General features: G+C 72.4%; 19 protein-coding genes. 9 read left to right on the forward strand and 10 right to left on the reverse strand.

From position 1 onward, the window contains the following. Nucleotides 1-19 precede the first annotated feature (19 nt). The 4 genes from FHR78_RS03650 to FHR78_RS03665 all read left to right on the forward strand — a co-directional run bounded on the left by FHR78_RS03650 (nucleotide 20) and on the right by FHR78_RS03665 (nucleotide 5,169). Entirely contained in the window at nucleotides 20-709 is a 690-nt protein-coding gene (locus FHR78_RS03650) for a Maf family protein (RefSeq protein WP_166759124.1), read from the forward strand. A 79-nt stretch (nucleotides 710-788) separates the two neighbouring features. Further along, entirely contained in the window at nucleotides 789-2,546 is a 1,758-nt protein-coding gene (locus tag FHR78_RS03655; protein WP_166759125.1) for an acetyl/propionyl/methylcrotonyl-CoA carboxylase subunit alpha, read from the forward strand. Nucleotides 2,547-2,659: 113 nt separating this feature from the next. Beyond that, nucleotides 2,660-3,490 carry a purine-nucleoside phosphorylase gene (locus FHR78_RS03660; RefSeq protein ID WP_166759126.1) on the forward strand — a complete coding sequence of 277 codons (831 nt, stop codon included), beginning with the start codon at nucleotides 2,660-2,662 and terminating at the stop codon, nucleotides 3,488-3,490. Next, nucleotides 3,487-5,169 (forward strand): phospho-sugar mutase, encoded by a 1,683-nt coding sequence (locus tag FHR78_RS03665; protein ID WP_166759127.1) that lies wholly within the window; start codon nucleotides 3,487-3,489, stop codon nucleotides 5,167-5,169. The genes FHR78_RS03660 and FHR78_RS03665 overlap by 4 nt, the downstream gene beginning before the upstream one ends. Nucleotides 5,170-5,252: 83 nt before the next feature. Here the strand turns inward: FHR78_RS03665 and FHR78_RS03670 are convergent, their stop codons facing one another. The 10 genes from FHR78_RS03670 to FHR78_RS03715 all read right to left on the reverse strand — a co-directional run bounded on the left by FHR78_RS03670 (nucleotide 5,253) and on the right by FHR78_RS03715 (nucleotide 15,563). Continuing rightward, a complete protein-coding gene (locus tag FHR78_RS03670; protein WP_166759128.1) occupies nucleotides 5,253-5,525 on the reverse strand; it encodes a PTS sugar transporter subunit IIB in 273 nt (90 codons plus the stop codon). Further along, nucleotides 5,522-5,968, reverse strand: a complete 447-nt coding sequence (locus FHR78_RS03675; protein ID WP_166759129.1) for a PTS sugar transporter subunit IIA — start codon at nucleotides 5,966-5,968, stop codon at nucleotides 5,522-5,524. The genes FHR78_RS03670 and FHR78_RS03675 overlap by 4 nt, the downstream gene beginning before the upstream one ends. 2 nt (nucleotides 5,969-5,970) lie before the next feature. Further along, nucleotides 5,971-7,095 (reverse strand): adenosine deaminase, encoded by a 1,125-nt coding sequence (locus FHR78_RS03680; RefSeq protein ID WP_166759130.1) that lies wholly within the window; start codon nucleotides 7,093-7,095, stop codon nucleotides 5,971-5,973. A 139-nt stretch (nucleotides 7,096-7,234) separates the two neighbouring features. Further along, nucleotides 7,235-8,536, reverse strand: a complete 1,302-nt coding sequence (locus FHR78_RS03685) for a thymidine phosphorylase (RefSeq protein WP_166759131.1) — start codon at nucleotides 8,534-8,536, stop codon at nucleotides 7,235-7,237. A gap of 14 nt (nucleotides 8,537-8,550) precedes the next feature. Next, nucleotides 8,551-9,006 (reverse strand): cytidine deaminase, encoded by a 456-nt coding sequence (locus FHR78_RS03690; protein WP_347878034.1) that lies wholly within the window; start codon nucleotides 9,004-9,006, stop codon nucleotides 8,551-8,553. Further along, nucleotides 9,003-10,292 carry an ABC transporter permease subunit gene (locus FHR78_RS03695; protein ID WP_166759132.1) on the reverse strand — a complete coding sequence of 430 codons (1,290 nt, stop codon included), beginning with the start codon at nucleotides 10,290-10,292 and terminating at the stop codon, nucleotides 9,003-9,005. The genes FHR78_RS03690 and FHR78_RS03695 overlap by 4 nt, the downstream gene beginning before the upstream one ends. Continuing rightward, a complete protein-coding gene (locus tag FHR78_RS03700; protein ID WP_166759133.1) occupies nucleotides 10,289-11,566 on the reverse strand; it encodes an ABC transporter permease subunit in 1,278 nt (425 codons plus the stop codon). The genes FHR78_RS03695 and FHR78_RS03700 overlap by 4 nt, the downstream gene beginning before the upstream one ends. Further along, nucleotides 11,563-13,083 (reverse strand): ABC transporter ATP-binding protein, encoded by a 1,521-nt coding sequence (locus FHR78_RS03705; RefSeq protein ID WP_166759134.1) that lies wholly within the window; start codon nucleotides 13,081-13,083, stop codon nucleotides 11,563-11,565. The genes FHR78_RS03700 and FHR78_RS03705 overlap by 4 nt, the downstream gene beginning before the upstream one ends. A 118-nt stretch (nucleotides 13,084-13,201) precedes the next feature. Further along, nucleotides 13,202-14,290 carry a BMP family lipoprotein gene (locus FHR78_RS03710; protein ID WP_166759689.1) on the reverse strand — a complete coding sequence of 363 codons (1,089 nt, stop codon included), beginning with the start codon at nucleotides 14,288-14,290 and terminating at the stop codon, nucleotides 13,202-13,204. A gap of 154 nt (nucleotides 14,291-14,444) precedes the next feature. After that, nucleotides 14,445-15,563 (reverse strand): mannose-1-phosphate guanylyltransferase, encoded by a 1,119-nt coding sequence (locus FHR78_RS03715; RefSeq protein ID WP_166759135.1) that lies wholly within the window; start codon nucleotides 15,561-15,563, stop codon nucleotides 14,445-14,447. Nucleotides 15,564-15,721: 158 nt separating this feature from the next. Between FHR78_RS03715 and FHR78_RS03720 the strand changes: the two genes are divergently transcribed. From FHR78_RS03720 to FHR78_RS03740, 5 genes are all read left to right on the forward strand, one after another. Further along, a complete protein-coding gene (locus FHR78_RS03720) occupies nucleotides 15,722-16,897 on the forward strand; it encodes a glycosyltransferase family 4 protein (protein WP_166759136.1) in 1,176 nt (391 codons plus the stop codon). A 142-nt stretch (nucleotides 16,898-17,039) separates the two neighbouring features. Beyond that, nucleotides 17,040-17,498: a succinate dehydrogenase, cytochrome b556 subunit gene (sdhC, locus tag FHR78_RS03725; protein ID WP_166759137.1), complete on the forward strand. Its 459-nt coding sequence runs from the start codon at nucleotides 17,040-17,042 to the stop codon at nucleotides 17,496-17,498. Nucleotides 17,499-17,502: 4 nt separating this feature from the next. Beyond that, nucleotides 17,503-17,949: a succinate dehydrogenase, hydrophobic membrane anchor protein gene (gene sdhD / locus FHR78_RS03730; RefSeq protein WP_166759138.1), complete on the forward strand. Its 447-nt coding sequence runs from the start codon at nucleotides 17,503-17,505 to the stop codon at nucleotides 17,947-17,949. 73 nt (nucleotides 17,950-18,022) lie between these two features. Beyond that, complete coding sequence (gene sdhA, locus FHR78_RS03735; protein ID WP_166759139.1) at nucleotides 18,023-19,840, forward strand: succinate dehydrogenase flavoprotein subunit; 1,818 nt, start codon at nucleotides 18,023-18,025, stop codon at nucleotides 19,838-19,840. 2 nt (nucleotides 19,841-19,842) lie between these two features. Continuing rightward, nucleotides 19,843-20,601 (forward strand): succinate dehydrogenase iron-sulfur subunit, encoded by a 759-nt coding sequence (locus FHR78_RS03740; RefSeq protein WP_166759140.1) that lies wholly within the window; start codon nucleotides 19,843-19,845, stop codon nucleotides 20,599-20,601. Nucleotides 20,602-20,628: the final 27 nt, after the last annotated feature.

The raw sequence follows: 20,628 nt of genomic DNA on the forward strand, positions 1-20,628 counted from the left end.
GTCTGACAGGCTGGCGGACATGACCGTTCCCCTCTACCTGGCCAGCACCTCCCCCGCCCGCCTCGCGCTGCTGCGCGCCGCGGGCATCGAGCCCGTGCTGATCAGCCCGGGCGTCGACGAGGAGGCGGCGGTCGCCTCGGCCGAGGAGGCGGCGGGTCGGCGCCTGACCGCGTCCGAGACCGTCTCGCTGCTCGCCCGGGCGAAGGCCGAGGCCGTGCTCGACGTGAGGATCGACGGCGCGCCCCTCGACGGCCTCGTGCTCGGCGGCGACAGCGCCTTCGAGTTCGACGGCGAGGTGCACGGCAAGCCGCACGAGCCCGCCCTGGCCCTCGACCGCTGGCGCCGGATGGCCGAGGTCGGCCGGGGCGTGCTCTGGTCGGGACACTGGCTCGTCGACCACCGCGGCGGCGCGCCCCGGGCCGACGGCGCCTTCGAGGCCGGGGGCGCCGGCGCCGTCGCCAGCGCCGCGCTCACCTTCGCCGACGACCTCGAGCCGGCCGAGCTGGCCGCGTACGTCGGGACGGGCGAGCCCCTCGAGGTCGCGGGCGCCTTCACGATCGACGGCCGCGCCGCGGCGTTCATCACGCACATCGAGGGCACGCCGAGCGCCGTGGTGGGCCTCTCGGTGCCCGTGCTGCGGTCGCTGGTTCGCGGGTTCGGCGTGCCGTGGCACGAGCTGTGGACGACGCCGACCTCCGGCGCCTTGTAGGAATCGTCACGCGCCTCCTGCGGGTTTTCGTGCACGTCAGCCAAAGACGGGTGCGGGCGGCGCAATAGGGTGGGGAACTATGCCGTCCATCAGCAAGGTCCTCATCGCCAACCGTGGAGAGATCGCGGTCCGGGTCGTCCGCGCCGCTCGCGACAGCGGCATCGGCAGCGTCGCCGTCTACGCCGACCAGGACAGGGACGCGCAGCACGCCCGCCTCGCCGACGAGGCCTACGCGCTCGGCGGCACGACGAGCGCCGAGACGTACCTCGTCATCGACAAGATCCTCTCGGTCGCCCGCCGCTCCGGCGCCGACGCCGTGCACCCGGGCTACGGGTTCCTCGCCGAGAACGCCGACTTCGCCCGCGCGGTCACGGCCGCCGGCCTCGTCTGGATCGGCCCGTCGCCGGAGGCCATCGAGCAGCTGGGCGACAAGGTCAGCGCCCGCCACATCGCCGAGCGCGTCGGCGCCCCCCTCGCGCCCGGCACCCTCAACCCCGTCTCGGGCGCCGACGAGGTGCTCGAGTTCGTCGACCAGCACGGCCTGCCCGTCGCCATCAAGGCGGCCTTCGGCGGCGGCGGACGCGGCCTCAAGGTCGCCCGCACCCGCGACGAGGTGCCCGAGCTCTTCGACTCGGCGACCCGCGAGGCCGTCGCCGCCTTCGGCCGCGGCGAGTGCTTCGTCGAGAAGTACCTCGACCAGCCCCGCCACGTCGAGACCCAGTGCCTCGCCGACGCGCACGGCAACGTCGTGGTCGTCTCGACCCGCGACTGCTCGCTGCAGCGCCGCCACCAGAAGCTGGTCGAGGAGGCGCCCGCCCCGTTCCTGACGCCTGAGCAGACCACCGCCCTCTACGAGTCGTCGAAGGCGATCCTCCGCGAGGTCGGCTACGTCGGCGCCGGCACCTGCGAGTTCCTGATCGGCAAGGACGGCACGGTGTCGTTCCTCGAGGTCAACACGCGCCTGCAGGTCGAGCACCCCGTCTCCGAAGAGGTGACGGGCATCGACCTCGTCCGCGAGCAGTTCCGCCTCGCCGAGGGCGGCGTGCTCTACTACGGCGACCCCGAGCCCCGCGGCCACTCGTTCGAGTTCCGCATCAACGGCGAGGACGCCGGCCGGGGCTTCATGCCCGCCCCCGGCCCGGTGCACGTCTTCAAGGCTCCCGGCGGCCCCGGCGTCCGCGTCGACAGCGGCGTGCAGGCCGGCGACGAGATCAGCGGGTCGTTCGACTCGCTGCTCGCCAAGCTGATCGTGACCGGCTCGTCGCGCGAGGACGCCCTCGAGCGCTCCCGTCGCGCCCTCGACGAGTTCGAGGTCGCCGGCCTGCCGACGGTGCTGCCGTTCCACCGCGCGATCGTGCGCGACCCCGCCTTCGCCCCCGAGGGCGACGCGCCGTTCTCGATCTACACCCGCTGGATCGAGACCGAGTTCGTCAACGACATCCCCGCGTGGAGCGGCGAGGCCGAGGCGCCCCGTCCCGACGACGAGCGCACCACCGTCGTGGTCGAGGTCGGCGGCAAGCGCGTCGAGGTCTCGCTGCCGGCCGGTCTCGGCGCGCGCACCGCGCCTCCCGCGGCCGCCCCTCGCCGTCGCGGCGCCGGCCGAGGCGCCGTGGTCACGGCCACCGGCGCCGAGGTCAAGTCGCCGATGCAGGCCACCGTCGTCAAGCTCGCCGTCGAGGAGGGCCAGCAGGTCGTCAAGGGCGACCTCGTGCTCGTGCTCGAGGCCATGAAGATGGAGCAGCCCGTCGCGGCGCACCGCGACGGCGTCGTCTCGGGCATCTCGGCGACCGTCGGCGAGACCGTGTCGTCGGGCCACGTGCTGCTCAGCATCGACTAGCCGCCCCTCCCCCGTTCAGGAACCTCGGTCCTGATCCCCGCGAGGGCGGGAACGAGGTTCCTGGAGGCGGGGCGGGGGCGGGAGGCGGGGGTGCGGGACCTAGAGTGGACGCCATGTCCGAGACACCCACGCACCCCCTCGACGGTGCCGCCGACCCCTTCGAGGTCGCCCGCACCGCCGCCGCCGAAATCGCCGCCGCGACCGGCGTCGCCCACCACGACATCGCCCTCACGCTCGGCAGCGGCTGGGCGAAGGCCGCCGACCTGATCGGCGAGACGACCGCCGAGGTGCCCGCGACCGAGATCACCGGCTTCAGCGCCTCCGCCGTCGTCGGCCACACGGGCTCGATCCGCAGCATCGCCCTGCCCGGCGGCAAGGCCGCCCTGGTCATCGGCGCGCGCACGCACTACTACGAGGGCCACGGCGTGCGCCGGGTCGTCCACAGCGTGCGCACGGCCGCCGCCACGGGCGCCCGCACGATGATCCTCACGAACGGCGCCGGGGGCATCAAGGAGACGTGGACCCCGGGCAGCCCCGTGCTGATCAGCGACCACATCAACCTCACCGCCGACAGCCCCCTCGAGGGCGCGACGTTCATCGACCTGACCGACCTCTACTCGGCTCGGCTCCGCGCGATCGCGAAGGGCATCGACCCGAGCCTCGACGAGGGCGTCTACACGCAGTTCCGCGGCCCGCACTACGAGACCCCCGCCGAGGTCCAGATGGCGAAGGCCATGGGCGGCCACATCGTCGGCATGTCCACGGCGCTCGAGGCCATCGCGGCCCGCGAGGCCGGCATGGAGGTGCTCGGCATGTCGCTCATCACGAACCTCGCGGCCGGCATCCAGGACGAGCCCCTCAGCCACCAGGAGGTGCTGCAGGCCGGCAAGGACGCCGAGGGCGCCATCAGCCAGCTGCTGGCCCGCATCGTGGCGGCCCTGTGACCGGCGACGACGCACTGGTCGCCGCGGCACGGGCCTGGCGCGACCAGGACCCGGACGTCGAGACGCGGGACGAGCTCGACGCCGTCGTCGCGGCCGCCGAGACGGGCGACGCCGACGCGGTCGCCGACCTGCACGACCGCTTCGACACCCGCCTCGCCTTCGGCACGGCCGGCCTGCGCGGAGCCCTCGGCGCGGGCTCGGCGCGGATGAACCGCGTGCTCGTGGCCCAGGCCGCGGCGGGGTTCGCCGCGTTCCTCACCGGCCGCGAGGAGGCGCCGTCCATCGTCATCGGCTACGACGGCCGCAAGAACAGCGCCGTCTTCGCCCGCGACACGGCCGAGATCATGGCCGCCGCCGGCGTGCGCACGACGATCCTGCCCCGCGCCCTCCCCACGCCCGTGCTCGCCTTCGCCGTGCGCCACCTCGACGTCAGCGCCGGCGTCATGGTCACCGCCAGCCACAACCCCGCCCGCGACAACGGCTACAAGGTCTACCTGGGCGGCGTCGACGCCGGGTCGCAGATCGTCTCGCCCGTCGACGCCGAGATCGCGGCCCGCATCGACGACGCCGCGACCCGTCCCGTCTCCGAGCTGCCCCGGTCCGACGACTGGACCGAGTCCGGCGACGAGGTCGTCGACGAGTACGTCCGCCGCACGGCGGCCCTCGCCGGCACGGCCGCGGCGGGCTCCGCGTCGGGCCGTCAGCCCCGCGTCGTCTACACCGCGATGCACGGCGTCGGGTGGGAGGTCGCCCGGCGGGTGTTCGCCCAGGCGGGCTTCGTCGAGCCGATCCCGGTGGCCGAGCAGTCGGCGCCCGACCCCGAGTTCCCCACGGTGGCGTTCCCGAACCCCGAGGAGCCCGGCGCGCTCGACCTCGCCTTCGCCACCGCCGACCGCGTCTCGGCCGACCTGGTCATCGCGAACGACCCCGACGCCGACCGCCTCGCCGTCGCCGTGCCCACGACCGACGGCTGGCGTCGGCTCTCGGGCAACGAGGTCGGCGCCCTGCTCGGCTGGCGCGCCGCCGAGCGTGCGCGCCGTGACGACGTCGACGGCACGCTCGCCGCGAGCATCGTCTCGTCCCCCGCACTTCGCGAGGTCGCACGCCGCTACGGCCTCGACTACGCGGACACCCTCACGGGCTTCAAGTGGGTGTCCCGCGTCGGCGGCCTCCTGTTCGGCTACGAGGAGGCGCTGGGCTACCTCGTCGACCCGCAGAAGATCCGCGACAAGGACGGCATCTCGGCCGCGGTCGACTTCCTCGCCCTCGCGGCGGAGCTGGCCGCCGAGGGCTCGACCGTCGCCGAGCACCTGACGGCCTTCGACGAGCGGTTCGGCGCCTACGCGTCGTCGCAGATCTCGCTGCGCGTCGACGACCTGTCCGACATCGCCAGGCTGACCGGCCGACTGCGGGAGGCGCCCCCCGCGACCGTGGGATCCCGTCGGGTCGACCGCATCGACGACTTCCGCGACGGCTTCGGCGCGTTCCCCCCGGGCGACGTGCTGCGCCTGTGGTTCACCGACGGGTCGCGCGTGATCGTGCGCCCCAGCGGGACCGAGCCGAAGCTCAAGGTCTACGTCGACGCCTCGAGCACCGAGGGCGACGCCGCGTCCCGGCGGGCCGCGGCCGAGGCGGCCGTCGCCGACCTCGACGCCGGCATGCGCGAGCTGCTCCACTAGGGGCAGGACACGCCGAGAGGGCCGGGGCGCACGTCGCGCCCCGGCCCTCGTCGTGCCGCCGGGGCGGCGACGCCGCGTGGCGTCTAGCCCAGCGACCGCTGGAGCTTCTCGGTCAGCTCGGCCTGGTCGAAGTGGTTCTGGATGACGATCACGTCCGCGAAGGTGCGCCCGATCGCCTCGACGAACTCCTGGGACGTGAGGATCACCTGAGCGTCCTCGGCCACGGTCGCGATCGACGCGACGTCGGCGGCCACGACCTCAGCCTCGATGTCGAGCCGCGCGAGGACGCGCTCCGCGTTCACCTTCAGGATCCCGCTGCTGCCGATGCCGGCACCACAGATGGTCACGATCTTCACGCGCTCGTCCCCATCAGCCGACGGACCTCGTCGGCGCTCGTCGCGGCCGCCAGCGCCGGGATGACGGAGGCGTCGTTGAACACGTTGGCCAGGTCGGCGATCGACTCGAGGTGCCCGCCCACCGACTCGACCGCCAGGCCCAGCACGACGCTCACGGGGTCGTTGTGCGGGTGGCCGAACGGCACGGGCTCGGCGAGGGTCACGACCGCGAGACCGTCGTGCAGCACGCTCTCGTCGGGTCGGGCGTGTGCGAGCACGAGCCCCGGGGCGATGACGACGTAGGGCCCGTGCTGCTCGATCATGCGGACCATCTCGTCGCCGTAGCCCTCGCGCGTCGAGCCCGACGCGACGAGCGCGTCGCCGGCGCGGAGCACGGCCGAGCGCCAGTCGGGCGCGTCGGCCGCGATCACGACCGCGCTGTCGGGGAGGGACGGGAGGGGCACGGTCAGACCGCCCCGAAGCCCGCCGTGATGCGGTCGGCCAGGGCCTCGCGGTCCTCGAGGGGCAGGAAGCTCGACGCCGCCGCGTTCAGCTGGAACGTCTCGAGGTCGGACAGGCCGTAGTCGAACGCCTGCGCGAGCAGCGCGAGCTCTTTCGTGAGGCTCGTGTCGCTCATGAGGCGGTTGTCGGTGTTGACCGTGACGCAGTACCCGAGCTGGTAGAGCAGGTCGAACGGGTGGTCGTCGAGGTCGCGGCCCCAGGCCGCGATGGCCCCCGTCTGCAGGTTCGACTGCGGCGCGAGCTCGAGGGCGATCTCGCGGTCGCGCACCCAGGCGGCGATCGGGCCGAGCTCGACGGTCGTCTGGTCGCCGGCGGAGGCCACCACGCGGATGTCCTCGGCGAGGCGGACGCCGTGGCCGAGGCGAAGGGCGCGACCGTCGAGCAGGGCGCTGCGGATGCTGTCGAGGCCGTCGGCCTCGCCGGCGTGCACCGTCACGGGCAGGAACTCGCGCGCGAGCAGGTCGAAGGCCGGGCGCTGGTTCGAGGCCGGGAACCCGGCCTCGGCGCCGGCGATGTCGAAGCCGAGCACGCCGGCCTCGCGGTACTTGACCGCCAGCTGGGCGATCTCGAGGCCGCGGTCGGCGTGGCGCATGGCCGTGACGAGCTGCCCGGCGGAGATGACGTGGCCCTCGCCGTCGAGCTGGTCGACGGCCTCGTCGATGCCGCGCTGCACGGCCTCGACGGTCTGCTCGAGGCTCAGGCCCTTCTGCAGGTGCTGCTCGGGCGCCCAGCGGATCTCGCCGTGGACGACGCCGTCCGCCGCGAGGTCGAGCACGAACTCGCGCGCCACGCGCTCGAGGCCCGCCTCGGTCTGCATGACCGCGGTCGTCACGTCGAAGGTGGCGAGGTAGTCGGGCAGGTTGCCCGAGTCGGCGCTGTCGACGAACCAGCGGGCGAGCTCGTCGGCCCCGCCGCCGACGGGGAGCTCGTAGCCGATCTCGTCGGCCAGCTCGACGATGGTCTGGGGTCGCAGCCCGCCGTCGAGGTGGTCGTGCAACGACACCTTCGGCAGGGGGGCGATGCGGGGTCCGCCGTCAGGCAGGCGGTAGTCCTTGTCCGGTGCGCTCATGGCACAAGGCTACCGCCGCGGACCGTCACGCCGCTGGGCGGCGACCCGGAGGCGACCGGACCCGTGCCGGAGACGCGCTGGGCGCCTCCTGCACGGCCGAGGGCCGCCGCCGGCACGGCCGGCGACGGCCCGGGGGGGCTCAGGAGACGCGCTCGGCCACGAGCGGGCCGCGCTCGACCTGCTCGTCGCCGATGGCCCAGGCGCCCTCGACGGCCTCGAGCGCGCGCTCGAACCGGGCGGGCTCGTCGGCGTGCAGGGTGAAGAGCGGCTGGCCCTCGACGACGGCGTCGCCGAGCTTCGCGTGCAGCTCGATGCCCGCGGCGGCCTGCACCGGGTCCTGCTTGCGGGCCCGGCCCGCGCCGAGGCGCCAGGCCCCGATGCCGAACGGCAGCGCCTGCTGCTCGGTCAGCCACCCGCTGCGCGCGGCGGTCACGACGTGCGTCTCGCGGGCGGTGGGCAGCGCCGCGTCGGGGTCGCCGCCCTGCGCGCGGATCATGGTCTTCCAGGCGTCCATCGCCCGCCCGTCGTCGAGCGCCGCCTCGACGTCGGCGTCCGGCTGGCCGGCGAGCGTGAGCATCTCGCGGGCGAGCGCGACCGTGAGCTCGCGGATGTCGGCGGGTCCGCCGCCCGCGAGGGTCTCGACCGACTCGCGGACCTCGAGGGCGTTGCCGATGGTGAGCCCGAGGGGCACGTTCATGTCGGTGAGCAGGGCCGTCGTCGCCACCCCCGCGTCCTTGCCGAGGTCGACCATCGTCTGCGCCAGGAGGCGCGACTGCTCGATGTCCTGGATGAAGGCCCCCGAGCCGAACTTGACGTCGAGCACGAGCGCCGCCGTGCCCTCGGCGATCTTCTTGCTCATGATCGACGAGGCGATCAGCGGGATGCACTCGACGGTGCCGGTGATGTCGCGCAGAGCGTAGAGCTTGCCGTCGGCGGGCGCCAGGCCGGAGCCCGCCGCGCAGACGACCGCGCCCGAGTCGGCCATGATCTCGCGCATCCGCTCGTTCGAGATCGAGGCCTGCCAGCCCGGGATCGACTCGAGCTTGTCGAGCGTGCCGCCCGTGTGCCCGAGTCCGCGGCCCGACAGCTGCGGCACGGCCACCCCGAAGGAGGCGACCAGCGGCGCCAGGGGGAGGGTGATCTTGTCGCCCACTCCCCCGGTCGAGTGCTTGTCGACCGTCGTCTTGCCGAGGCCGGCGAAGTCCATCGTCTCGCCGCTGCGGATCATCGCCAGGGTCATGTCGCGGATCTCGCGGCGCTCCATCCCGTTGAGGAAGATCGCCATGGTCAGGGCCGACATCTGCTCGTCGGCGACGTAGCCGCGCGTGTAGGCGTCGATCAGCCAGTCGATCTGGGCGGTGCCGAGGGCGTCGCCGCGTCGCTTGACGCGGATGAGGTCGACGGTGTCGAAGGGCTCGACGGAGGGAGGGGTGGTGCTCATGGTGGTGCTCCTCGCTACGACTGTGAGTCGCGGTACTGCTCGAGTTGACGGGGCCCGAACGCGTCCGGGATCACCTCGTCGATGGTCTTGTGGCCCGACACGGTGTCGAGCACCATGTCGGCGTCGGAGTGCTCGTACAGCAGCTGACGGCAGCGCCCGCACGGCATGAGGACGCCCCCGTTGCCGTCGACGCAGGCGAACGCGACGAGCGTGCCGCCGCCTCCCATGACGAGGTCGGTGACGAGCGAGCACTCGGCGCAGAGCGTGATGCCGTACGAGGCGTTCTCGATGTTGCAGCCCGTGACCAGGCGGCCGTCCGACGTGAGCGCCGCGGCGCCGACGGGGAACCGCGAGTACGGCACGTAGGCCTTGGCCATGGCCTCGCGCGCCGCCTGGCGGAGGGCCTCCCAGTCAGTCGTCTCGACGACGCGGCGGGGCCCGTCCGCCTCGACGCCGGCGGGCGCGGTCACGACTTCACGTAGGGCTTGCCGGACGCGGCCGGGCCCCGGGACTGGCCGACGAGGCCGGCGACGGCGAAGATCGTGACGACGTACGGCAGCATCAGCATGAACTCGCTCGGCACGGGAGAGCCGATGGCGCCGAGCACGTTCTGCAGGTTCGACGCGAAGCCGAAGAGCAGCGCGGCGAGGGTGGCCCGGATCGGGTCCCACCGGCCGAAGATGACCGCGGCCAGGGCGATGAAGCCCGCCCCCGCCGTCATCTCCTTCTGGAAGTTGCCGAGCGAGCCCAGCGTGAAGTACGCGCCGCCGAGGCCGGCGACGGCGCCCGCGAGCGAGACGTTCCAGAACCGGGTCGCGTTCACCTTGATGCCGACCGTGTCGGCGGCCTGCGGGTGCTCGCCCACCGCGCGGAGGCGCAGGCCCCACCGGGTGCGGAACAGACCGTAGAAGACGACCGCGATGGCGATGTACATGAGGTAGACGATGATCGTCTGGCGGAAGAACACGGGCCCGACGATCGGGATCTGGCTGAGGCCCGGGATCGGCAGCTGCGGGAACCGGATGCCCTGGTTCAGCCCCTCCGACTTCGTCAGCACCTGCGAGTACAGGAAGCTCGTCAGGCCCGTCACCAGGACGTTCAGCACGACGCCGACGATGACCTGGTCGACGATGTAGCGGATGCTGAAGACGGCGAGCACCATCGAGACGAGCACGCCGGCGACCATGGCGGAGGCGAGGCCCACGTACGCGGACCCGGTGGCGGAGGCGACGACCGCCGACACGAAGGCGCCGGCCAGCAGCTGCCCCTCGATGGCGACGTTGACGACGCCGACCCGCTCGCTGATCACGCCGCCGAGGGCGCCGAAGATCAGCGGCGTGCTGAGGGCGAGGGCCCCGAGCAGGAGCCCGGGCACGGGGATCGTCGCGCCGGCGCTGGTCCACGCGAGGAACGCGACGAGGAACAGGACGCCGAAGACCGCGACCAGCCAGATCGGGACGGGACGGGCACGCCGGGCCAGCAGGACGGCGAGGACGGTGACGACCGCGAGGACGACCGTGAGCACCACGCCCGTCGCCGCCGAGGGCAGGACCGCGTCGGGCAGGGCGAAGAAGTCGGTCGCCGTGGCCAGGCGGAAGGTGCTGGACCCCTCGCGCGGGTTCAGGACGAACAGCACGACCGCGATGACCGTGAAGACGGCGAACGCGATGGGCGCCTTGTAGCTGCGTCGGGCGACGTGGCCGAGACCGGGGGTCGGCGCGACGGGCGCGACCGTGTCGGGGGTGAGGGTGCTCACTTGGTGACCACCGCCTCCTTCTTCGAGCCGCGGGGCACCCGGCGGGCGCCCGGCGCGGGCAGACGGAAGATGCTGCGGACGAGCGGCGGGGCCGCCACGAACAGCACGATCAGGGACTGGACGACGAGGACGATGTCGATCGGCACGCCGTTCGCCGCCTGCATGGAGTAGCCGCCGGCCTTGAGCGCCCCGAACAGGACGCCGGCGCCGAAGACGCCCCAGGGGCGGGAACGGCCGAGCAGGGCGACCGTGATGGCGTCGAAGCCGATGCCGGCGTCGATGCCCGAGGTGAAGCCGGTCGTCAGCGTGCCGAGCACCTGCGTCGAGCCGGCGACGCCGGCCAGGGCGCCCGAGATGAGCATCGCGTAGAGGTAGATGTTCTTGACGTTCATGCCGGCCGTGCGGGCCGCGTGCGGGTTCTCACCGACCGCGCGGAACCGGAAGCCGAGCGTCGAGCGGTTGATCAGCCACCAGACGACGGCGGTGATGGCGATGACGAGCAGGAAGCCCCAGTTGAGGTTGTAGCTCGGGCCGAACAGGTCGGGCAGGACGGCGCTGGGCAGCGTCGCCGGGGACTTCGGGTTCGGGCTGCCCGGCGCCTGCAGGAGGCCCGGCGTGCGCAGGGCGTACGAGATCAGGTAGAACGCGACGTAGTTGAGCATGATCGTGAGGATCACCTCGTGCGCGCCCGTCCGGGCCTTGAGCAGGCCGACGAGGCCGCCCCAGATCGCGCCGCCCGCGATGCCGGCCAGGAGGGCCAGCGGCAGGTGGACGGCGAGCGGCAGGTCGAACGAGAAGCCGACCCAGCCCGCGGCCCCGGCCGCGATGAGCATCTGGCCGCGCGCGCCGATGTTGAACAGGCCGACGCGGAATGCCAGGGCGACGCCGAGGCCGGCCGCGATGAGCGGGACCGCGTAGTTGAGCGTCTCGGTGAGGGGCCGGATGCCCGCCGCGAAGCCGTCGACGCGGAAGTTGTACACGGCGCCCTGGAACAGCGACGAGTACGAGCCGCCCACCGACGCCCAGAAGGCCTGGAAGAAGTCCGAGGGCCGCGAGAAGAAGTACCCCGTGGTCTGCTGCACGTCGGGGTCGGTGAAGCCGATCAGCAGCCCGGACACGACGAGCGCCAGCACGACGGCGAGCACCGAGATGGCCGCGTTGCCCGTCGTGATCTCGCGGAGCAGTCGCTGCCCGCGCGAGTCGGCCGTGTCGACCGGGCCGCCCGTCGGGGCCCCCTGGGGGGCCGGGGTGGTCGTGGTGGTCGCGTCGCTCACGCCGCGTGCTCCTTCGCCTGGGGTGCCTCGCCGGCCATCATGAGCCCGAGCACGTCGCGCGGGGTGTCGGCGGGGACGATGCCGATGATCGCGCCGCGGTACATCACGGCGATGCGGTCGGCGAGGGCGACGACCTCGTCGAGCTCGGTGGACACGACGATGACCGGCACGCCCGAGTCGCGGGTCGCGACGATGCGCTTGTGCACGAACTCGATCGAGCCGACGTCGATGCCCCGCGTGGGCTGGGCCGCGACGAAGAGGCGCAGGTCGCGGCTCAGCTCGCGGGCGAGCACGACCTTCTGCTGGTTGCCGCCCGAGAGGCGGCCCGCCGGGGTCGCGATGCCCTGGGTGCGGATGTCGAACTCGCGCACCTTCTCGACGGCGAAGGCCGCGAGCTCGGCGAGGCGGAGGGACCCGCGACGCACGAACGGTCCGGACTGCGACCGGTCGAGCATGAGGTTCTCGGCGACGGTGAACTCGCCGACCAGGCCGTCCTCGTTGCGGTCCTCGGGCACGAAGCCGACGCCCGCGTCGAGCACGCGTCGGACGCTGTGCCCCGTGATGTCGCGGCCGTCGAGCGAGACCCGGCCCTCGACCCGGGGCTGCAGGCCCAGGATCGCCTCGGTCAGCTCGGTCTGGCCGTTGCCCTGCACGCCGGCGATGGCGAGGACCTCGCCGCGGCGCACCTCGAACGACACGTCGTCCACGACGACCTGGCCGATCGGGTCGACGACGCGGAGCGACTCGACGACGAGGGCGGCCTCGCCGGGCTCGGCGGGCCCCTTCTGCACGGTGAGCTCGACGGCGCGGCCGACCATGAGCGAGGCGAGCTCGGCGTTGCTGGCGGTCGGCTCGGCCTCGCCGACGACCTTGCCGAGGCGGATGACGGTGATGCGCGAGGCGACCTCGCGGACCTCACGGAGCTTGTGGGTGATGAAGACGATGCCCGTGCCGGCGTCGCGGAGCTGGCGCATGATGCCCATCAGCTCGTCCGTCTCCTGAGGGGTGAGCACGGCGGTGGGCTCGTCGAAGACGAGCACCTTCGCGTCGCGCGACAGGGCCTTGACGATCTCGACCCGCTGCTGCACGCCGACGGGCAGCTCTTCGACGACGGCGTCGGGGTCGATGTCGAAGCCGAAGCGGCGAGAGATCTCGCGCACCTTGGCCCGGGCGGCGGCCAGGTCGAGCCTGCCCCCGCCCCGCGTCTCTTCGTGGCCCAGCATGACGTTCTCGGCGACGGTGAAGACGGGCACGAGCATGAAGTGCTGGTGCACCATGCCGATGCCGGCCGCCATGGCCTCGCCGGGGCCGGAGAACCGCTGGACGACGTCGTCCAGCAGGATCTCGCCCTCGTCGGCCTGGTACAGGCCGTAGAGCACGTTCATCAGGGTCGACTTGCCGGCCCCGTTCTCGCCGAGCAGGGCGTGGATCTCGCCGGGCTCGACGGTCAGGCTGATGTGGTCGTTGGCGGTCAGTGCGCCGAATCGCTTGGTGATGCCCTTGAGCTCGAGCTTCATCTCGTCAATCTACCTCGGTGTAGGCGTGGGGAAGGGCCCGGGACGGACGGTGGAGACCGTCCGCCCGGGCCCTCGATCAGGCAATGCTAATCGATGCCTGAGGTGGTGCCGACAGGCGTCAGTTCGTCAGCGACGAGGGCGACTCGACGGGGATGGAGCCGTCGATGATGCCCGCCTTGATGGTGTCCAGCTCGTCGGACAGGCCGGCGTCGACCTTGTCCTCGTAGTCGTGGAACGGCGCGATGCCGACGCCGTCGTTCTCGAGCGTGCCGACGTAGGGCTCGTTGGAGAAGTCGCCCGAGGAGGCCTGCGTCGTGACGTCGTCCGTGGCCTGCTTGATGCCCTTGAGCACCGAGGTGAGGAAGAGGTCCTTGTTGTCGGCGTCGGTCTCGTAGGTGTCGGAGTCGGCACCGATGAGCACGATGTCGGAGTCGGCGTCGCGGATGGCCGCGGCGGCGCTCTGGTAGATCGGGCCGCCGACCGGCAGGATCACGTCGGCACCCTGGTCGATCAGGGTCTGCGCGCTCTGCTTGGCGACCGTGCCGGCCTCGAAGCCGCCGGTGAAGGTGCCGGTCTGCGACGCGACGTCCCAGCCGACGACCTTGACGTCGGCGCTCTTCTGCTCGTTGTAGTACTCGACGCCGTCGGCGAAGCCGTCCATGAAGATGGTGACGGTCGGGAACTGCTGGCCGCCGAAGGTGCCGACGGTGCCGGTCTTCGAGTAGCTGGCGGCCGCGTAGCCGGCGAGGAACGCCGCCTCGGACGTGTTGAAGGTGATCGGCTTGACGTTGTCCGCCGTGATCGACGCGTCGTCGATGGTCGCGTAGTCGATCTCGGGGTTCGACTCGGCCGCGGCCTTGGTCGCGTCGGCGAGCGCGAAGCCCACGGTCACGATCAGGTTGCAGCCCTGGCCGGCGAGGTTCGACAGGTTGGCGTCGTAGACCGTCTCGTCGGCCGACTCGACCGTCTTGGCCTCGGCGCCCTCGGCCTCGGCGGCCTCGGTGAGGCCCTCGTAGCCGAGCTGGTTGAACGACTTGTCGTCGAAGCCGCCCGCGTCCGAGACCATGCAGGGCACGAAGTCGCTGCCGCCGGAGCCGCCGGCCGCGTCGCCGTCGCTCTCGGGGGCCGAGGCACAGCCGGCCAGGATGGCGACGCTGCTCGCCAGGGCGAGGCCGCTGAAGACGGCCTTCCGCGCAGTTGTAGTCAAGATGTCCTCCAAGGTGCTGCCCGACACGAGACGTCGGGCACGTCTGGCTGTGATGTTACCTACTGTGTCGGGCGCCCGACGACGAGCAGGTGTACCGCCGCAGAGGCGTTACACGAACGGGACCGACCCGAAACCGAGCCGTAACACCGTCGGGTCAGAGGACGTCGCTGCGGCCGCTCAGCTTCAGCGCGTCGACGACGCTCTTGACCCGCTGGGCGTTCGCCGTCGTCGTGACGAGCAGGGCGTCGGGGGTGTCGACGACGATGATGTCGTTGACGCCGATCAGCGAGATGAGCCGGCCGCTGTGGCCGACCACGATGCCGCTCGACGCGTCGGCCAGCACCCGGGCGTTCTCGCCGAGGATGGCGAGGTCGCTCTTGCGGCCGCCGGCGTGCAGCTTGGCGATCGAGGCGAAGTCGCCCACGTCGTCCCAGTCGAAGTCGCCCGGCACGACGGCGAGGCGGCCCGCCGCGGCGGCGGGCTCGGCCACGGTGTAGTCGATCGCGATCTTCTCGAGGCCCGGCCACACGGCGTCGACGACGGCGCCGCGACGGCTGGTGTCCCACGCCTCGGCGAGCTCTTCGATGCCGGCGAGCAGCTCGGGTCGCGTCTCGCCCAGCTGCTCGAGGAGGCGGTCGGCACGCGAGATGAACATGCCCCCGTTCCAGAGGTGGTCGCCCCCGGCGACGTAGCCCTCGGCGGTCGCCAGGTCGGGCTTCTCGACGAACGCCTCGACCCGGCGCGCGCTGGGCGCGCCCGCCACGTCGAGGCCCTCGCCGACGTGGATGTAGCCGAACCCGATCGCGGGCTCGGTCGGGGTGATGCCGATGGTCGCGATCCAGCCGGCGTCCGCGAGCGCGATCGCCTCCTTGACCGCCCGGCCGAAGCCCCGCACGTCGGCGATGACGTGGTCGGCGGCGAACGAGCCGACGATGACGTCCGGCTCGCGGCGGCGGAGGATCGCCGCGGCAAGACCGATGGCGGCGGTCGAGTCCTTGGGCTCGCTCTCGAGCACGACGTTGTGGTCGGCGAGGGCGGGCAGCTGCGACTCGACGGCGGCCCGGTGCGAGCGACCCGTGACGACCATGATGCGCTGCTCCCCCGCGAGGGGCGCGAGGCGGTCCCAGGTGCCGCGCAGCAGGGTCGACCCGCTGCCGGTGAGGTCGTGCAGGAACTTGGGCGCGTCCGCACGGCTCAGGGGCCAGAGGCGAGAGCCGATGCCGCCCGCGGGGATGATGCTGTAGAAGCGGTCGAGGCCGTCCGTGCTGGTCATGACCGCCACCCTACCGAGCGGACCCGTGGCGGCCGGGACGACCGGCCCCTGCTCCCCCACCGGCCGTTCACCCGCCCGCCACCGCGGCGCCACGACGCCGGCTCCGACCGGACACGCCCTCCCGGCAGCCTGGGACGACGCCGAGTCGAGGAGTGCCCATGCGGGTCGCCATCGTGACCGAGAGTTTCCTGCCCACCGTCAACGGCGTCACGACGAGCGTGCTGCGGGTGCTCGACCACCTGGCGCGCCGCGGCCACGAGGCCCTCGTGATCGCGCCGGCGGGGCGCGGGCACGACGAGTACGCCGGAGCGCGCGTGCACCGCGTCCCCTCCGTGGCGTACCGGCAGTTCCCCGTGGGCCTGCCCGGGCCCCAGGTCGCCGGCGCCCTCGCGGCGTTCGCCCCGGACGTCGTGCACGTGGCCTCGCCGTTCCTGCTCGGGGCGCAGGCGATCTCGGCCGCCGCCCGGCTCGGGCTGCCGAGCGTCGCCGTGTTCCAGACCGACGTCGCCCGCTACGCCGCCGCGAGCGGCCTCGGCCCGGTCACCGAGGCCGTCGCCTGGAAGCTCGTCCGACGCATCCACGAGCAGGCGACCGTCACCCTGGTGCCCTCCACCGCCTCCCTGCGCGACCTCGAGCGCGCCGGGGTGCGGCGCCTGGCGACGTGGGGCCGCGGCGTCGACGCGCAGCGGTACCACCCGAACCGCCGCCCCGGCGAGGGCGCGGCCCGCGTGCGCGCCCTCGCCGGGGCGGGGCCCGACGACGTGCTGGTCGGCTACGTCGGCCGTCTCGCGGCGGAGAAGCAGGTCGAGCGCCTCGCCGCCCTGCGTCGTGCCGACGGCGTGCGCCTGCTGGTCGTCGGCGGCGGCCCGTCGCTGCCGTCCCTGCGCCGACGGCTGCGGCACCTCGACCCCGTCTTCACCGGGCCCCTGCACGGCGACGAGCTCGCCGACGCCTACGCCGCGCTCGACGTCTTCGTGCACACCGGCACGACCGAGACGTTCGGCCAGACCGTGCAGGAGGCGCACGCGGCCGGGGTGCCGGTGGTCGCGCCGGCCGCGGGCGGGCCCCTCGACCTCGTGCGGCACGGGGTCGACGGGTTCCTGTTCGACCCGCGGCACGACCACTCGCTCCGACGGTCGGTCGGCGCGCTCGTCGGCGACGCCGCCCTGCGCGCCCGGTTCGGCGAGGCCGGCCGACGGGCCGTCGTCGGGCGCACCTGGGAGACCGTGGGCGACGCGCTGCTCGACCACTACGCCGACGCCCGTCGGGCAGTGCTCGGAGGGGCGCCGGCGACGCGCACGCGGACGCCGGGGCTTCTCTCGACATCGAAGTAGATCGACCGTTCTTAGGCGGGCCTAAGCGGCGGGAGCGACGACCCCGCTCGTATGCTGGGACAGTTCTATGAACGCACACGGCGGACGCGGCTGTCCCCACCCGGATCGCAGCCGACCGCCTCGTCCGCGAGGAGGGCCGCTCATGGCCGAGCAGTCGACGGGAACACTGGCGACACCGACGGGCGGGTCGCGCGGCACGTCGCCCCGGGTGCCCGAGCCCCGCAAGGGCCAGCGCTTCGCCGGCACGCTCTACCGCGGCCGTGAGGGCATGTGGTCGTGGGTCCTCCACCGCATCACCGGCGTGAGCATCTACTTCTTCCTGCTCGTGCACATCCTCGACACCGCGCTCGTGCGCATCAGCCCCGAGGCCTACGACGCCGTCATCGGCACGTACAAGAACCCCGTGATGGGCCTGGGCGAGACCGGCCTGGTGGCCGCCATCCTGTTCCACGCGCTGAACGGCCTGCGCATCATCCTCATCGACTTCTGGGCCCCCGCCACGAAGCACCAGCGCCTCCTCTTCTGGATCGTGATCGGCGTCGCGGTCGTCCTCTTCGCCGGCTTCGCCCCCCGCCACCTGATGAACGTCTTCTCGGAGTAACGCGATGACCACTGAGACCGTCGAGGCCCCGCGCAGCGCGCGCACCGCCCGCCGCAGCACCAACTGGGAGAAGTGGGGCTGGATCTACATGCGCGTCAGCGGCGCCGTGCTGGTGGTGCTGGTCTTCGGCCACCTGTTCGTCAACCTCCTCGCCGGCGAGGGCGGGGTCAAGGCGATCGACTGGGGCTTCGTCGCCGGCAAGTGGGCGAACCCGTTCTGGCAGGTCTACGACACGCTGCTGCTCTGGCTCGCGCTGATCCACGGGTCGAACGGCATGCGCACGATCGTCAACGACTACGTCGGCCGCCCCGCGGTGCGCCGCGTGCTGCTCGGCACGCTCGTCGTCTCTGCCGCGGTCCTGCTCCTCCTCGGCACGCTCGTCGTGTGGACGTTCGACCCGTGCCCGGCCAACGCGCCGGCCGACATGCTGCCGTCCATCTGCTCGGCCTGACCGCGCCGGGCGTGACGACCACCGCCTCCTCGACCCGTTCCGCCGCCCGCACCACCGTCCCACTGAGAGAACCGTGACCACTCCCTCCGCACCTGCCCCGTCCGACCAGGACACCGTCGTCGACGGCGTCCACTACCACCAGCACGACGTCGTCATCGTCGGGGCCGGGGGCGCCGGCATGCGCGCCGCGATCGAGGCGGGCCCGAACGCCCGCACGGCCGTCATCTCGAAGCTCTACCCGACGCGCTCGCACACGGGCGCCGCCCAGGGCGGCATGGCGGCCGCGCTCGCCAACGTCGAGGACGACAACTGGGAGTGGCACACCTTCGACACGGTCAAGGGAGGCGACTACCTGGTCGACCAGGACGCCGCCGAGATCCTGGCGAAGGAGGCGATCGACGCCGTCCTCGACCTCGAGAACATGGGCCTGCCGTTCAACCGCACGCCCGAGGGCAAGATCGACCAGCGCCGGTTCGGCGGCCACACCGCCGAGCACGGCAAGAACCCCGTCCGTCGCGCCTGCTACGCCGCCGACCGAACGGGCCACATGATCCTGCAGACGCTGTACCAGAACTGCGTCAAGCACGGCATCGAGTTCTTCAACGAGTTCTACGTGCTCGACCTGATCATGGGCGAGGTCGACGGCGTCCGTCGCCCGGCCGGCGTCGTCGCGCTCGAGCTGTCGACGGGCGAGCTGCACGTGTTCCAGGGCAAGGCCGTGGTCTTCGCGACCGGCGGCTTCGGCAAGATCTACAAGACCACCTCGAACGCCCACACCCTGACGGGCGACGGCGTCGGCATCATCTGGCGCAAGGGCCTCCCGCTCGAGGACATGGAGTTCTTCCAGTTCCACCCGACCGGGCTCGCCGGCCTGGGCATCCTGCTCTCGGAGGCGGCCCGCGGCGAGGGCGCGATCCTGCGCAACAGCGAGGGCGAGCGCTTCATGGAGCGCTACGCCCCCACCATCAAGGACCTGGCGCCGCGCGACATCGTCGCGCGCTGCATGGCGACCGAGATCCGCGAGGGGCGCGGCGGCGGCCCGCACAAGGAGTACGTCTACCTCGACATCACGCACCTCGACCCGGCCGTGATCGACGCCAAGCTGCCCGACATCACCGAGTTCGCGCGCACCTACCTGGGCGTCGAGCCGTACACCGAGCCGGTGCCCGTGCTGCCGACGGCCCACTACGCCATGGGCGGCATCCCCACCAACGTCCACGCCGAGGTGCTGAGCGACAACACGACCGTCGTGCCGGGCCTCTACGCCGCCGGCGAGTGCGCCTGTGTCAGCGTGCACGGGTCGAACCGCCTCGGCACCAACTCGCTGCTCGACATCAACGTGTTCGGCAAGCGCGCCGGCAACAACGCCGTCGAGTTCGCCCGCACGGCCGAGTTCGTGCCGCTGCCCGACGACCCGGCCGGCTTCGTGCGCGGCCTCGTCGCCGACGTCCGCAACGCGACCGGCACCGAGCGCATCGCGACCCTGCGCAAGGAGCTGCAGGACAGCATGGACCGCAACGCGCAGGTCTTCCGCACGGAGGAGACGCTCGACGAGGTCACCCACGTCATCGCCGACCTGCGCGAGCGGTTCAAGAACATCTCGGTGCAGGACAAGGGCAAGCGCTTCAACACCGACCTGCTCGAGGCGATCGAGCTCGGGTTCCTGCTCGACCTCGCCGAGGTCGTCGTCTACTCGGCGCGCTCGCGCCAGGAGAGCCGCGGCGGCCACTTCCGCGAGGACTACCCGACCCGCGACGACGAGAACTGGCTGGTCCACACGATGGCCTACCTCACGGGCGACGCGCACTCCTCGCTCGCCGGGGACCACATCCGACTCGACACCAAGCCCGTCGTGATCACGAACTACACGCCGATGGAACGGAAGTACTGACCATGAGCACCGCTGTCCTGACCCAGGAGACGCCGACCGCGGCCTCGGCCGTGCCGACCTTCACCGCCACCCTGATCATCCGGCGCTTCGACCCCGAGGTGGACGACGAGCCGCGCTGGCAGGACTTCGACGTGCAGGTGCTGCCCACCGACCGCGTGCTCGACGCGCTGCACCAGATCAAGTGGGAACAGGACGGCTCGCTCACGTTCCGTCGCTCGTGCGCCCACGGCGTCTGCGGCTCGGACGCCATGCGCATCAACGGCCGCAACCGCCTTGCCTGCAAGACCCTCATCAAGGACCTCGACCTCTCGCAGCCCATCTACGTCGAGGCCATCAAGGGCCTGCCGCTCGAGAAGGACCTCGTCGTCGACATGGAGCCGTTCTTCCAGTCGTACCGCGAGATCCAGCCGTTCCTCATGGCCTCGTCCAAGCCCGAGAAGGAGCGCCTGCAGAGCGCCACGCAGCGCGAGCGCTTCGACGACACCACGAAGTGCATCCTCTGCGCGGCGTGCACGTCGAGCTGCCCCGTGTTCTGGACCGACGGCCAGTACTTCGGCCCCGCCGCGATCGTCAACGCGCACCGCTTCATCTTCGACTCGCGTGACGAGGGCGCCCAGGTGCGTCTCGACATCCTCAACGACAAGGAGGGCGTGTGGCGTTGCCGCACGACCTTCAACTGCACCGAGGCGTGCCCTCGCGGCATCCAGGTGACCAAGGCCATCGCCGAGGTCAAGAACGCCGTGCTGCGCGGCAGCGCCTGACGCGACCCCCGCGACGCGGACGGGCCC

The sequence above is a fragment of the Frigoribacterium faeni genome (genome assembly GCF_011761235.1).
In the GTDB taxonomy this organism is placed as follows: Bacteria; Actinomycetota; Actinomycetes; order Actinomycetales; family Microbacteriaceae; genus Frigoribacterium; species Frigoribacterium faeni_A.